General features: G+C 58.0%; 12 protein-coding genes and 1 pseudogene. 4 read left to right on the top strand and 9 right to left on the bottom strand.

From position 1 onward, the window contains the following. Positions 1 to 47: 47 nt before the first annotated feature. The 8 genes from purH to purC are packed head-to-tail and all read right to left on the bottom strand — an operon-like array spanning position 48 to position 8,536. Positions 48 to 1,586, bottom strand: a complete 1,539-nt coding sequence (gene purH / locus LKE23_RS07770) for a bifunctional phosphoribosylaminoimidazolecarboxamide formyltransferase/IMP cyclohydrolase (RefSeq protein WP_291976788.1) — start codon at positions 1,584 to 1,586, stop codon at positions 48 to 50. 3 nt (positions 1,587 to 1,589) lie between these two features. After that, positions 1,590 to 2,171: a phosphoribosylglycinamide formyltransferase gene (gene purN / locus LKE23_RS07765; protein WP_291976787.1), complete on the bottom strand. Its 582-nt coding sequence runs from the start codon at positions 2,169 to 2,171 to the stop codon at positions 1,590 to 1,592. Positions 2,172 to 2,182: 11 nt separating this feature from the next. Beyond that, positions 2,183 to 3,220, bottom strand: a complete 1,038-nt coding sequence (gene purM, locus LKE23_RS07760) for a phosphoribosylformylglycinamidine cyclo-ligase (protein ID WP_291976786.1) — start codon at positions 3,218 to 3,220, stop codon at positions 2,183 to 2,185. Continuing rightward, on the bottom strand, positions 3,217 to 4,680 hold the full coding sequence (gene purF / locus LKE23_RS07755) for an amidophosphoribosyltransferase (protein ID WP_291976785.1): 1,464 nt from the start codon (positions 4,678 to 4,680) through the stop codon (positions 3,217 to 3,219). Before purF ends, purM begins: the two co-directional genes overlap by 4 nt. Next, positions 4,656 to 6,884, bottom strand: coding sequence for a phosphoribosylformylglycinamidine synthase subunit PurL (gene purL / locus LKE23_RS07750; RefSeq protein WP_291976784.1), 2,229 nt, complete (start codon positions 6,882 to 6,884; stop codon positions 4,656 to 4,658). The genes purF and purL overlap by 25 nt, the downstream gene beginning before the upstream one ends. A gap of 1 nt (position 6,885) precedes the next feature. Then, on the bottom strand, positions 6,886 to 7,566 hold the full coding sequence (purQ, locus tag LKE23_RS07745) for a phosphoribosylformylglycinamidine synthase subunit PurQ (RefSeq protein ID WP_291976783.1): 681 nt from the start codon (positions 7,564 to 7,566) through the stop codon (positions 6,886 to 6,888). Then, a complete protein-coding gene (purS, locus tag LKE23_RS07740; RefSeq protein WP_267202355.1) occupies positions 7,566 to 7,814 on the bottom strand; it encodes a phosphoribosylformylglycinamidine synthase subunit PurS in 249 nt (82 codons plus the stop codon). Before purS ends, purQ begins: the two co-directional genes overlap by 1 nt. A 2-nt stretch (positions 7,815 to 7,816) precedes the next feature. Further along, entirely contained in the window at positions 7,817 to 8,536 is a 720-nt protein-coding gene (gene purC, locus LKE23_RS07735; RefSeq protein WP_291976782.1) for a phosphoribosylaminoimidazolesuccinocarboxamide synthase, read from the bottom strand. Between the two features lie 610 nt (positions 8,537 to 9,146). Between purC and LKE23_RS07730 the strand changes: the two genes are divergently transcribed. The 4 genes and pseudogenes from LKE23_RS07730 to LKE23_RS07715 all read left to right on the top strand — a co-directional run bounded on the left by LKE23_RS07730 (position 9,147) and on the right by LKE23_RS07715 (position 13,191). Beyond that, positions 9,147 to 10,019: a homoserine O-acetyltransferase/O-succinyltransferase family protein gene (locus LKE23_RS07730; protein WP_291976781.1), complete on the top strand. Its 873-nt coding sequence runs from the start codon at positions 9,147 to 9,149 to the stop codon at positions 10,017 to 10,019. Next, positions 10,016 to 11,294, top strand: a pseudogene (locus LKE23_RS07725) (O-acetylhomoserine aminocarboxypropyltransferase/cysteine synthase family protein). The gene LKE23_RS07730 and the pseudogene LKE23_RS07725 overlap by 4 nt, the downstream one beginning before the upstream one ends. 15 nt (positions 11,295 to 11,309) lie before the next feature. Beyond that, entirely contained in the window at positions 11,310 to 12,590 is a 1,281-nt protein-coding gene (locus LKE23_RS07720) for a homoserine dehydrogenase (protein WP_291976780.1), read from the top strand. A gap of 82 nt (positions 12,591 to 12,672) precedes the next feature. Further along, positions 12,673 to 13,191, top strand: a complete 519-nt coding sequence (locus LKE23_RS07715) for a GNAT family N-acetyltransferase (RefSeq protein ID WP_291976779.1) — start codon at positions 12,673 to 12,675, stop codon at positions 13,189 to 13,191. A gap of 63 nt (positions 13,192 to 13,254) precedes the next feature. Here the strand turns inward: LKE23_RS07715 and purB are convergent, their stop codons facing one another. Next, the gene (purB, locus tag LKE23_RS07710) at positions 13,255 to 14,550 is read right to left on the bottom strand and encodes an adenylosuccinate lyase (protein WP_291976778.1); all 1,296 of its coding nucleotides are present in this window, start codon (positions 14,548 to 14,550) and stop codon (positions 13,255 to 13,257) included. Positions 14,551 to 14,569: the final 19 nt, after the last annotated feature.

Genomic DNA, 14,569 nt, shown 5'->3' with positions numbered 1-14,569 from the left:
CTTTTTCTTGAAATCTGACCGCAACGATACGATCGGCAGCTACGATTTTAGTGCCGGAAGTGGCGGATGCCGGTGGTGACCATGGCGATGCCGTACTTGTTGGCCATGTCGATGGATTCCTGGTCACGGATGGAGCCACCCGGTTGAACAACGGCCTTGATGCCGTGTTGGCCGGCGTATTCCACGCAGTCGCCAAACGGGAAGAAGGCGTCGGAGGCCATCACGGTCCGGTCGTCGATGTCGTCGCCGGCATGCTTGACGGCGATCTTCAGGGAGTCGATCCGGTTCGGCTGACCTTCGCCGACACCCAGGGTCCGCTCGTCGTTAGCCAGGACGATGGCGTTGGACTTGGCGTGCTTAACGGCCTTCCAGGCAAACATCAGGTTCTTGAGCTGTTGTTCGGTTGGCTGAACGTCAGTGACGCACTTCCAGTCGTGGTAGTCTTCCTGCAAAGTGTCTTGTTCCTGCATCAGCATCCCACCCATGACGGAGACAACCTCGTGCTTGGTTGGTTCGTCCTTCTTGGAGAAGTCCAAGCTGAGCAGCCGGATGTTTTTCTTCTTGGCCAAAACGGCGTAGGCATCGTCGTCAAAGCCGGGGGCGATGACGATTTCCAGGAAGATCTTGTGCATCTTTTCGGCGGTGGCCAGGTCGACTTTCCGGTTGAGGGCAATCACCCCACCGAAAATCGAAACGGAGTCGGCGGTGTAGGCGCGGTCCCAGGCCTGTTCCAGAGTTTCACCGCGGCCAATGCCACACGGGTTCATGTGCTTCATGGCAACAACGGTTGGTTCGTCGAATTCGCGGATGCAACGCAGGGCTTCGTCGGCGTCCTTGATGTTGTTGTAGGACAGCTTCTTACCGTGCAATTGCTTGGCCTGGAGAATCGAGAAGTCCTTTGGCAGGGCGTCTTCGTACAGCCATGCCTTCTGGTGGGAGTTTTCGCCGTAGCGCATCGTTTCTTTCAGGTTCCAGGTCAGGGTCAGCTGTTCTGGGTCTTCCAGGCCGGTCTGCTTGGTCAGGTACTGGGAAATCAGGGCGTCGTAAGCGGCAGTGTGGCGGAAGGCCTTGGCAGCCAACTTGGCCCGGGTGTCCAGGGTGGTGTCGCCGTTTTCCTTAATTTCATCCAATACCTGATTGTAGTCCGCCTTGTCCACGACGATCGTGACGTCGCGGTAGTTTTTGGCAGCGGACCGGACCATTGATGGGCCACCAATATCAATGTTTTCGATTGCATCGGCAAGCTTAACGTCCGGCTTCTCGATCGTTTCCTTGAACGGGTAGAGGTTGACGCACACCAGGTCGATTGGCGTGATGTTGAGCTTCTTCAGCGTTGCCATATGTTCTGGCAGCTCACGCCGGGCCAGCAGCCCGCCGTGGACGTATGGGTTCAGGGTCTTGACCCGGCCGTCCAGGATTTCTGGAAAGTGGGTAACGTCTTCGATGCTGATCGTCTTGACCCCTGCTTCATCGAGGACCTTCTTGGTACCACCGGTGGAAACAATTTCGTAGCCGTTTTCTTCCAGGCCCTTAACGAAAGGAACCAGGTCGTTCTTATCAGATACACTTACCAATGCACGTTTCATGGATTAATTCTCCTTTTCATTCAATGCGGTTAATGCTTGCTTCAATGCTAATGGGTAAAGCTGGTGCTCGGTTGCGTGGACCCGGGTCTCCAGCGTCTCTTCGGTGTCCGTGGTCAGGATCGGCACATGGCACTGGGCGATGATGGGGCCGGAATCCAGGCCGGCATCAATGTAGTGGACCGTGACCCCGGTTTGGGAGCGATGGTCGGCAAAGGCCCGCTCGATGGAGTGCAGGCCGGGGTATTCGGGCAGCCAGGCCGGATGCAAGTTGATGATCCGGTGGTCGTAGTGGTTCAGGATCGTTGGCCCGACCACCCGCAGGTAGCCGGCCAGGGCGATGAAGTCAATCCCGTATTCCTGCAGGACGCCCAGGAGCTTCTCTTCGTAGGCCTCCTTGCCACCACAGGACTTGACGGTAAAACTGACCGCCGGGATGCCGAGTCGCTTTGCACGATCCATCACCGGTGCGTCCGGGTGGTTGCAAAACAGCAGCGCCAGTTCGCCTGGCAGGTCACCGGCTTGAAAGTGCTTAGCCAGGACTTCGAAGTTCGTTCCGTTTCCCGAAGCCAAAATTGCGGTTTTCATTTGATTACGCCTCACTTAATTACAATCTTTTCTTCATCCGCCGGCCGGGATTGTAGCTGGCCGAGCTGGTAGCTGACCATCCCCGCGTCCTGCAGCCGTTCTTGAACCGCGGCCACCTGAGCTGGTGCCACCGCCAGGACGATCCCGATCCCCATGTTGAAGGTCTGGAAGCAGTCGGCAGTCGGCAGCTGACCCAGTTCCTTTAGGTAGTCGAAGATCGGTAGGGTCGGCCAGGCGGTGTGGTCAATCACGGCCTGGAGCTCATCGCTAAACATCCGCGGCACGTTCTCAATCAATCCGCCACCGGTGATATGGCTGATCCCGTGGAGCAGGCCGGCACGAATCAGTGGCAGGAGCTGGCGGACATAAATCCGGGTCGGCGTCAGCAGGGCTTCACCAACCGTCTGTCCTTGCAGCAGCTCCGGCTTGTCGGTCAGCTGAACGTCGTGGTCCTTGAAGAGGATCTGCCGAACCAGGGAAAAGCCGTTGGAGTGAAGGCCGCTGGACGGCAGGCCCAGCAGGACGTCGCCCTCCTGGGGCAGATCCGCGGTCAGCAATTGATCCTTCTCGACGACCCCGGTGACGGTCCCGGCCAGGTCGTATTCTTCCTTGGCGTACATGTCCGGCATCTCGGCGGTCTCCCCGCCGACCAGGGCCGTGTGAGCGTCCCGGCAGCCAGCTGCCACGCCGGAAACGATGTCGGCCATCTTTGCTGGTTCGTTGTGACCGGTGGCGATGTAGTCAAGGAAGAAGAGCGGCTCGGCACCCTGGGCCAGGACGTCGTTGACGCACATTGCCACGACGTCGATCCCGATCGTGTCGTGCTTGTTCATCTTCTGGGCGATCAGGAGCTTGGTCCCTACGCCATCGGTCCCGGAAACCAGGATCGGGTGCTTGACCTTTAATTCACCCAGGTCGAACATCCCGCCGAAACTGCCGATCCCGGACATGACGCCGGGCCGGTCGGTGGACTTGACGGCGTTTTTGATTCGGCGAACGAGTTCGTACCCCGCGTTGACGTCAACGCCGGCTTCTTGGTATCGGTTCATGATAATCGTTCCTTTCGTGCGCGTCGTTCCTGTTCATTCAGTGACTTCAGGTAGCCGGCCTCATAGTCGTAGAGCGGCGTCGGGTAGTCACCGTTGAAGTAGGCCACCGTCAGTCCGCCGTACGGGGCATCCCCGGCATTGGGAACGCTGATCGCCTTGACCAGGCTGTCAACGCTCAAGAAGCCCAGGGTGTCGGCCCCGATCAGCTGGCGCATTTCCTCAACGGAGTAGTGCGCGGCCATCAGTTCGGACCGGGTCGAAACGTCGATCCCGTAGAAGCACGGGAAGCGGAACGGTGGCGAGGAAATCAGGAGGTGGACCTCCTTGGCCCCGGCGTCCTTCAGCATCTGGACAATCTGCTTGGAGGTCGTCCCCCGCACGATCGAGTCGTCGACGACCGCGACCTTCTTGCCGTTGACCACCCCGCGCACGGCGGAGAGCTTCATGTGGACGCCCTGTTCACGCAGGGCCTGGGTTGGCTGGATAAAGGTCCGGGCAATGTACTGGCTCTTGATCAGCCCCATTTCGTACGGTAGGCCTGATTCCTCGGCGTAGCCACTGGCGGCGGACAGGGAGGAGTTCGGCACCCCGATCACCATGTCAGCGTCGACCGGGTGCTCGCGGGCCAGCAGGCGGCCCATCTGTTTGCGGGCGTTGTGGACGGTCACCCCGTGGATGATCGAATCCGGCCGGGCAAAGTAGATGTATTCCATCGAGCAGATCGCCAGCTGGGTGTCGGTGGTGTAGTGATCAATGTGCAGGCCATCGCGGTCGATCACGATCAATTCACCCGGCTGGACGTCACGGACGAACTGGGCGTTAACGATATCGAGGGCACAGGTTTCACTGGCCACCACGTAGGCGCCGTTGTCCAACTGACCGATGCACAGCGGGCGAATTCCGTTTGGGTCGAGGGCTGCAACCAGCCGGTCCTTTTGGAGGAGCAGGAAGGCAAAGCCGCCGTGAACCTGGTTGAGGCTCTTCTTCAGGGCGGGGATAAAGCCCTCCTTGATGTGCTTGCGGATCAGGTGGATCAGGATCTCGGTGTCAGAATCGGATTGGAAGACCGCCCCGTCATCCTCCAGCTCCCGCCGCAAGGTGACCGCATTGGTCAGGTTCCCGTTGTGGGCGAGGGCAATGTCACCGTCGTGGAAGCGGAAGAGGAACGGCTGGACGTTGGCAATCGAATTGTGGCCGCTGGTCCCGTAGCGAACGTGACCGATGGCCGAATCCCCGACCAGCCGCTTGAGCTCGGCCGGATCGGCGAAGACGTGGGCCAGCAGTCCCCGGTCGCGGTGCTGGTAGAGGGTGGTGCCGTCGCTGGAGACGATCCCGGCCCCCTCCTGGCCACGGTGCTGGAGGGTGTGGAGGCCGAAGTAGGTCAGCTGGGCGGCGTCAGGTGCGCCAAAGACCCCGAAGACTCCACATTCTTCATTTAATCCTTTGATTTCATTTGGCACGGAATTGCCTCCTCCCAAATCTTTTGTAGTTCCGTTACGTTTTGGTTAATCTCGGCGTCGGCCAGGTGGGCTTCCAGCCAGTGGGTGTTGGTAACCGTCCCGACAAATTGGGCGTCATCCCCCAGGTCCTGTTCAAAGGCGGCAACGTGGTCCGGCGCAACGGTGACGACGAAGCGGCCCGGCGTTTCACTGAAGAGCTGGGCACTCGTCAGGTGGCGGAGGTCCAGGTTCAGCCCCCGGTCGGTCTTGAAGAGGGTTTCGGCCAGGGCAACCCCCAGGCCACCCTCGCTCAGGTCGTGGGCGCTCTGGACGTGGCCGTTCTCCATCGTGTGAAGCAGGCGCTGCATGTAGTCGTGAACGTGGTCGAGGTCAAATTCCTGGACAACCCCGCTGATGTCGCCGGTCAGCATCTTCTGCAATTCGGAACCGGCGTAGTCGTCGCGGGTCGAGCCGACCAGGTAGACCCGGTCGCCAGCGTGCTGGACAAAACTTGGCACGACGCGGTCAATGTTCTTAACCAGGCCCACCATGCCGACCATCGGCGTCGGGTGAATGGCCTGGCCGTTATTTTCGTTGTAAAGGGAAACGTTCCCGGAGATTACCGGCGTATCAAAGACCCGGCAGGCATCCGCCATCCCCTTGACGGACTGGTGGAGTTCCCAGAAAATCTCGGGATCGTTCGGATCACCGTAGTTCAGGCAGTCGGTGATCGCCAGTGGTTCGGCGCCGCTGGCAATGATGTTGGCGGCGGCCTCGGTCAGGGCAATTTGGCCCCCAACCTCGGGACTGAGGTAGACGAAGCGACCGTTGCCGTCCGTCGTCATCGACAGGCCCTTGTGCGTCCCGCGAACGCGAAGCACGCCGGCATCACTGCCGGGGCCGACAACCGTCGAGGTCCGCACCTGGGAATCGTATTGCTGGTAGAAGCTGCTCTTGTCGGCAATCGTCGACTGGGCCAGCAGGTCACGGAGCGTTTGTTCGGCATCCTTAATTTCTGGCTGCCATGCTGCTTCCTGCTCAGCCGCAGTGATTCGAGCTGGCTTTTTTTCGTCGCTGGCTTCTTCCAAGACGTCATCGGTCAGGGTGGAAACCGGAATGTCGCAGACGACCTGACCATCGTGGTGCAGGACGTACTGGTGACCTTCCGTGATCCGGCCGATCGTGACGGCATCGAGGTCGTAGAAGTCAAAGATCTTCTTGACGTCTTCCTCGTGGCCCTTGTTGACACAGAGAAGCATCCGTTCCTGGGATTCACTCAGCATGATCTCGTAAGCGGACATGTTGGTTTCCCGCTGTGGAACCAGGTCGAGGTCGAGGTCCATGCCGGACTTCCCTTCCGAAGCCATTTCGGCACTGGAGGAGACGATTCCGGCGGCCCCCATGTCCTGGATGCCGACCAGCCAGTCGGGGTGCTTGGTAATCAGTTCCAGGCAGGCCTCCAGCAAAAGCTTTTCCATGAATGGGTTGCCGACCTGGACGGCGGAACGCTGGGTGGCGTTTTCGTCGCTGAAGTCAGCGGAGGCAAAGGTGGCACCGTGAATCCCGTCACGACCGGTCTTGGCACCGACGTACATGACGGCATTGCCGATCCCGGCGGCCTTCCCTTTTTGAATGTCCTTTTGGTCCATCAGCCCGACGCTCATGGCGTTGCAAAGGACGTTCCCCTGGTAGCAGGGATCAAAGGTGGTTTCACCGGCAATGGTTGGGATCCCCATGCAGTTGCCGTAGTCACCGATCCCGCGCACCGTGCCGTCGACCTTCATCCGGGTCGTCGCGTTGTCGAGCTCGCCGAAGTGCAGGGAGTCGAGGGAAGCAACCGGGCGGGCACCCATGCTGAAGATGTCCCGCAGGATGCCGCCGACCCCAGTTGCAGCCCCCTGGTAAGGTTCAACCGTCGTTGGGTGGTTGTGGCTTTCGGCCTTGAAGACGACCGCCTGGCCATCGTCAATGTCAACGACCCCGGCACCTTCACCGGGACCCTGCAGCACGCGGCTGTTCTTGTTCGGGAAGAGCCGCAGGACGGGCTTGGACTTCTTGTAGGAGCAGTGCTCACTCCACATTGCGGAGAAGAGGCCGGTTTCCGTGTAGTTTGGCAGTCTGCCCAGGAGCTTTTCGCTGATGTAGTTGTACTCGTCCTCACTCAGGCTCCAGTCCAGGTAGGGCTTCTTTTCTTTGATCTCTTCCGGCGTCATTGCTTGTTCCATTTTATTCCCCCACTTTCACGCGTCCGTTCGCCAACAGGGACTTGAATAACCGTAAGCCGTCCGTGTTACCGAGGATGGCTTCGACTGCCCGTTCCGGATGGGGCATCATTCCCAAAACGTTGCCACGCTTGTTAGTAATTCCAGCAATATTTCGCAAACTACCATTTGGATTCTCCTCTGCGTACCGAAAGACGACCTGGTGATTGGCTTCGAGTTCGTTCAGTGTTTCTTCGTCAGCGTAAAAGCTGCCGTCGGCGTGAGCGATCGGCAGGGCGATCCGCTCGTGCTCCTGATACTGGGTGGTAAAGAGGGTCTGGTTGTTGACGACTTCCAGCGGCACGGTCTTGCAGACGAACTTCTGGGAGTCATTCCGCTTGAGGGCCCCCGGCAAGAGACCGGCCTCCGTCAGGATCTGGAAACCGTTGCAGGTCCCGAAGACGGGCTTGCCTTCGTTGGCCATCTTGATGATTGCCGGCATGATGTTGGTGAAGCGGGCAATCGCACCCGCGCGCAGGTAGTCACCGTAGGAAAAGCCCCCCGGCAGCATGACGGCGTCGTAGCCGTCCAGGCTGCTCTCGTGGTGGGAAACGTAGTCGACATCCGCCCCGCAGACGGTGCCCAGGGCTTCGTACAGGTCAACATCACAGTTGGAGCCTGGGAAAACAATTACCGCAATCTTCATTATGCTTCCTCCAATACCTGGTAGTGATAAGTCTCCATGTTGAAGTTCACCAGCAGCTGGTCGGCGATTTCCTTGACGGCCTTGTCAACTGCATCCCCGGTGCCCTTGATCGTGACGTCGAAGAACTTGCCGACGTGAACGTCCGTTACTTCGTCGTGGCCCAAGGTGTGGATGGCTTCCTTGATCGTGTCACCCTGGGGGTCAAAAACTGATTGCTTGTAGGTTACGAAAATCCGAACATTAGTCATGATTAGTTCTCCTCCGCTAATACGTTTTGCAGGCGTGATAATACTTCGTCATAGGTTTGGGTGAGATTCGCAAGCTTGCGCCGGTAAACATCCTTGTCCAGGTGTTCGTCGGTCTTGAGGTCCCACAGCCGGCAGTTGTCAGGTGAGAATTCGTCGGCCAGGACAATGTCGCCGTTCGTCAGGCGACCAAATTCCAGCTTGAAGTCGACAAGCTGCATCCCCGCCTTTTCAAAGAGTGGCTTGAGCAGGCCGTTGACTTCGCGGCAGAGGCCCCACATCTTTTCGAGGTCCTCATGGCTGGCAATGCCGAGGGCAATGGCGGCCGATTCGTTGATGAACGGGTCGTCCAGCTTGTCGCTCTTGAAGAAGGTTTCCTCAACCGGTTCCGGCAGCACCTTTCCTTCGTCGAGGCCGTAGCGGCTGGCGAAGTGGCCAGCAATGACGTTGCGGGTAACGAATTCCAGTGGGAACATCTGGCACTTCTTGACCAGGTCCTCGGTGGCGGAAAGCTGCTTGATGAAGTGGGTCGGAATCCCGTGTTCAATCAGGTAGTTAAATACCAGATCAGAGATGGCCTTGGCAGCGGCCCCCTTACCGGCGAAGTGGTCCTTCTTCTTGCCGTTCAGCGCGGTTGCCTGGTCCATGTAGACGACCCGCAGCACCTCGGGATCATCCGTCTGCCACATCTGCTTAGCTTTTCCGGTATACAGTAACTTATCCATTGTCTTGCTGGCTCCTTTTATAAAACACGAACTATATCAGTTAGTAAGCGACGTTTATTCGCTCTTTATGCCATCAATATACTATTTGCATCTGATGATGTCAACACTATTTACAAACATAGTTGCGCAAATCCAGCTATAAAGTTCGCGTTTGCTGCAAGAAATGGATTGCTGGCCGATCGTCAAAAAATCTTTTTGATTAATTTCCTTACCATATAGAGCCCAGCTGATAGGCATCATCGCCCGAAATATTTTCTTGACTTTCACAAAAGTGGTGTTAAACTACAAAACAATTAGAAAATGATTAGACGTTGAAGAGAAGAGTAGTGCCAATGACTTTTCACAGAGAATCCCGAATGATGAGAAGGGTAATTGTCAGCCGCACGAAGATGAGCTCCGAGTTTTTTCTCCCGGTCGCAGGGCTGGGGAAACGGTTGACAACCGGTATCATGTCGGGTCTTCACTCAATATCATTGGGTGAGTACTTATTAAGGCTGTCGGTGTGAGCCGACAGCGAATCAGGGTGGTACCGCGAAAGCCTTCGTCCCGGAATCCTAGCAATAGGACCGGCGACGAAGGCTTTTTATTTTTCAGAAAGGGGTTGATTCAAATGACAGCAAACGCACGTAACGGTCTGGCACTGGCAAATGGTCAGTGGCGGAACCGACCGCAGCAGGGAACGCTCCAGGTGGCGGTGCTCAATCTGATGCCGACCAAGCTGACGACCGAGCTCCAGTTCCTCAAGCGCTTTGATAACCTGGCCACCGACGTTACGGTCAGCTTCCTCTACCCGGCCAGCCATCACTTCAAGGGAATCGCCCCCGCCGTCATCAAGAAGCATTATCTCAGCCTCGCCCAGGTTCAGGACAACTACTTTGACGGCCTGGTGGTCACCGGGGCGCCGGTCGAGCAGCTTCCCTTTGAAGCCGTCGACTACTGGCAGGAATTTCGCCAGATCCTCACTTGGGCCCAGCACCACGTCTGCGAAACCCTCTTTGAATGCTGGGCCGCCCAGGCGGGACTCTTCATCGACTTTGCGATCCAAAAGCGGCAGCTGGCCAGCAAGTTATTCGGCGTTTACGCGGCCAATCAGGTCAACTCTCGCTCCCGCCTCGCTCGCGATTTCGGTGCCGGGGGGCTGATCAAGATGCCACAGTCCCGGCATAGCGCCAGCGTCCTGGATCCCCACCACCTGCCCGGCGATCTTGCAATCATCGCCGCCAGTAAGGGAGCCGGACCGCTGATCTTGCGGTCCCATCAACGCCGCCACACCTACATTACCGGCCATCCGGAATACGACCGCGACACACTGGCAAAAGAATACTACCGGGATCAAAAAAAGCGGCGCGCCATCCACGCCCCGCAGAACTACTTCATTAATGGAACGGGCGGGCCAGTCAATTATTCCTGGCAAGACTCCGCCCAGCTTATTTACCAAAACTGGTTCACGATCATCAAACAAGAAAGCAGGTTATTAATATGACAGAAAACAAGCACAACTACCATTTTGAAACCCTCCAAGTCCACGCCGGCCAGCACGTTGACGAAACCGGTTCCCGCGCGGTACCAATTTATCAAACCACCTCCTACGTCTTTAAGGATGCCAAAGAGGCCGCCGACCGCTTTCAAGTCCCCCGGCAACATCTACACCCGGCTGACCAACCCAACCACCGACGTTGTCGACAAGCGGGTTGCCGCCCTGGAAAACGGGACGGCTGGGGTCACCCTGGCCACCGGCTCGGCCGCCATTACCGCCGCCATCCTGAATATTGCCGCGGAGGGTGACGAGATCGTGGCCGCTAGCACGCTGTACGGTGGGACCTACGACCTCTTTGCCGTCACCCTGCCAAAGCTCGGCATCACCACCCACTTCGTCAATCCGGACGATCCCGAAAACTTTGCTAAGGAGATCAACGACCACACCAAGGCCCTCTACGTCGAAAGCATCGGTAACCCGCGGATCAACCTGGTGGACTTTGAAAAGATCGCCGCAATTGCCCACCAGCACGGCATCCTCCTGATCGTCGACAACACCTTCGGGACACCCTACCTGGTAAAGCCGCTGGACCACGGTGCTGACGTGGTGGTCCACTCGGCAACCAAGTTCATTGGCGGCCACGGAACCACGATGGGCGGGGTAATCGTCGAAAACGGCAAGTTCGACTACCGGGCCAGCGGTCGCTACCCCGGCTTCACCGAACCGAACGATCAGTACGACGGGATCGTCTTCGCGGACCTGCCGGGTGCCGCCTTCACCACCAAGGTCCGGGCCGAGACGCTGCGGGACCTCGGCGCCACGATCAGCCCGTTCAACTCCTTCCTCCTCTTGCAGGGACTGGAATCCCTGTCGCTGCGGGTTGAACGGCACGTGGCCAATACCCGCAAGATCGTCAAGTTCCTGAGCAACCACCCGAAAGTCGCCTGGATCAACTACCCTGAGTTGCCGGACAGTCCCTACAAACCACTGGCGGATAAGTACTTCCCGAAAGGTGTCGGCTCCATCTTCACCCTTGGCCTCAAGGGTGGCGAGGAAGCTGGTAAGCAACTAATTGCCAACCTGAAGCTTTTCTCCCTGCTGGCCAACGTGGCGGACGCCAAGTCACTGATTATCCACCCGGCTTCAACGACCCACGCCCAGCTGAACGATGAACAGCTCAAGGCCGCCGGGGTTACGCCCGACCTGATCCGGGTTTCCGTGGGGATTGAAAACGCCGACGACCTGATCGCCGACCTCGACCAAGCACTCGCCAAAATTTAGAAAGGAGTACCCACAATGAGAACAATCACGATTGGATTATTAGGCCTCGGCACCGTCGGCAAGGGCGTCGTTGCCCTCCTGCAAAAACAAGCCCCGAAGATCTCGCGGACGCAGGATTTTCAATTTAAGCTCAAGAGCGTGGCGGTGCACAACCTCGCCCGGCACCAAAATGACGACCTGCCCGCGGGCACGATTTTAACGGACAAGGTCGCCACGGTGGTCGATGACCCGGAAATCCAGATCGTGATTGAAGCCATGGGTACGATTGAACCGGCTAAGGTCGCCATCTGCCAGGCGATCCTAAACGGCAAGTCGATCATCAGCGCCAACAAGGACTTGCTGGCCACGGCGGGACCGGAACTGCTGGACCTGGCAAAGACGGCCAAGGTGGACTTCTTCTACGAGGCCAGCGTCGCCGGGGGCATCCCGATCTTGCGGATTCTCTCCAGCAGTCTTGAAACGGACCAGATCACCCAGATCACGGGCATCATCAACGGCACCGCCAACTACGTCCTGACCGCCATGGACCGGGAAAAGCAGGATTACGCCACGGCACTCCAGGCGGCCCAAAAGCTGGGCTATGCCGAGGCCGACCCGACCAACGACGTTCAGGGGATCGACGCCACCTACAAGCTGATCATCCTGAGCCGTTTTGCCTTCGGGCAGTCGCTACGCTGCGCTGACGTTCCTTCCCAGGGAATCACTACCATCACACCGGCCCAGCTCCAGAGCGCCGACCAACTGGGATTGAAGATCAAACTCCTGGCTGTTGCCAAGGAGTTTAACCACCAGCTCTTCTCCTTCGTCGGTCCGGCGGCACTTCCCGCGGCTGAACCCTTGGCCCACGTCAACGGTGTTCAAAACGCGATTGCCATCCAAAGCGATGCACTGGGCGAAACAACCTATACCGGGCCGGGTGCCGGGGCCGCCCCAACCGCCAACAGCATTCTCAGCGACCTGCTGGCCACCGGTGACGACATCGTCAAGGGTAACTGCGGCCGCGAGTTCAACAGCTACCGGCGGCCGGCCCGTGCCCGGTCGCTGGCGGCAGTGCCCCAGCGTTACCTCATCACGATCGCGGGAACGGGCAACCTGCTTTCCATCGCTTCCAGCGTTCCCACCGCGCAGTGGAAGCGCCAGGTAACCGGCAACCACTACTGGAGCGGCCTGACCCCTGTAATCACGCAAGCACAATTAACTGCTTTAATGAAGAAACTCCAAAAGAGTCACCAGCAAGTGGCGGCCTTGCCACTGGCGAATAGCTGGCAGACCACGCCGGCTCCGGTGACCGTATAAAAGAAACGCGCCTTCCTGATTTGGGGAGACGCGTTTTTCGGTTACAATAATAATAGTAATTTCATTTATGGAGTTGATTCAAATGACGTGCAAGAGCACCATCAAAATTCGCCGCGCTCAGCCCACCGACCGGCAGGCAATCATCGCGATCTTCAACGAAGCCGTCGCCAGCGGGATCGCAACCGACGAAAGCATGCCCATCACGGTGGCGGAGCGTGCGGACTGGTTCGCCCAGTTTGACGCCCGCCACCCACTTTGGGTCGTCACGGTCGACGGCACGGTCCGTGGATGGTGTGCCCTCGAGCACTTTTACCCCCACCCCGCCTACGCCGATTCGGCGGAGATCGCCATCTACGTTCATCGACAGGCCCACCGACACGGACTTGGCCGGATGCTATTGAACTTTGCCGACCAGCAGATTCGTGAACATCTCCACTTCAAGACCGTGATTGCCTACATCTACGCCGAAAACCTGCCGAGCCAGGGGCTCTTCACCAGCTGCGGCTACGAACACTGGGGCCAGCTGCCAGACATTTCCAAGGTCGGCGGTCGGTACCGCGAGCTTAAGATCTATGGCAAGAATTTTCCCAATCACCCATAAAGACAAAAACGCCACCCGATAAATCTGCAAATTTATCGGGTGGCGTTTGTCATTTTAATTCAATTAGTCCAGGCCGACCCGCTTAAAGATCGTGTCGACATTGCGGAGGTGCCAGTGGTAATCGAAGGCATCGTCCAGGTCTTCCTTGCTCAGTTGCTTTTGGATGGTTGGATCATCCTCCAGCAGTGGCCGGAACGGAATCTGTTCGGCCCAGCACTTGGCGGTGTATGGCTGGATCAGGTCGTAAGCCGCTTCCCGGGTCATGCCGGAGTTGACCAGCTTGAGCAGAACCCGGCCGGAGTAGATCAGGCCCAGCGTCTTGTCCATGTTCTTCTTCATCGTCTCTGGGAAGACGTCGAGGTTCTTCAGGATCCGACCGAAGCGCTTCAGCATGTAGTCGATCAGCGAGGTGGCGTCCGGCAGGATCATCCGTTCAGCACTGGAGTGGGAGATGTCCCGTTCGTGCCAGAGCGGAACGTCCTCGTAGGCCGGAACCATGAAGCCCCGCAGAACCCGGGCACAGCCGCAGATGTTTTCTGAGCCAATTGGGTTCCGCTTGTGTGGCATCGCGGAGGAACCCTTTTGCCCCTTGGCGAAGTGCTCCTCGACTTCGTGGATTTCCGTCCGCTGAAGGGAACGAATTTCGGTTGCCATCTCTTCCATACTGGTCCCGATCAGGGCAATCGATGCGATGTACTCGGCGTGCAGATCCCGTGGCAGCACCTGCGTGGAGATTTCCTGAGCCCGCAGACCGAGCTTGTCGCAAACGTACTTTTCAACGAAGGGATCGATTTCGGCGAAGGTCCCTACCGCACCGGAGATCTTACCGGCTTCAACGCCGCGGGCCGCGTGTTCGAAGCGTTCCTTGTTCCGCTTCATCTCGGAGTACCAGCGAGCCGCCTTGAGGCCAAAGGTGGTTGGTTCCGCGTGGATCCCGTGGGTCCGGCCCATGCAGACCGTGTACTTGTACTTTTCGGCCAGGTTCTTCAAGACCTCCATGAAGTCGTCGATGTCCTTGCGAATGATGTCGTTGGCGTGCTTCAGCCGCAGGCCCTGGGCGGTATCAACAACGTCGGTACTGGTCATTCCGTAGTGGACCCACTTCCGTTCGGGACCGAGGGACTTGGAGACGTCACGGGTGAAGGCGATCACGTCATGGTGGGTGACGGCTTCGATTTCGGCAATCCCTTCGACGCTGAACTTGGCATTCTTGCGGATCTTTTCAACGTCTTCGGCCGGGATGTGACCGAGCTTGCTCCAGGCTTCGTCGGCGGCAATTTCAACCTCCAGCCAGCACTGGTACTGGGTTTCCAGGCTCCAAATCTTCTTCATTTCAGGACTAGTATAGCGATCAATCATCAGTTAAAATTCCTCTCTA

The organism is Limosilactobacillus sp., assembly GCF_022482365.1.
Taxonomy (GTDB): Bacteria; Bacillota; Bacilli; order Lactobacillales; family Lactobacillaceae; genus Limosilactobacillus.
This window is presented reverse-complemented; position numbering and strand designations above follow the sequence as displayed.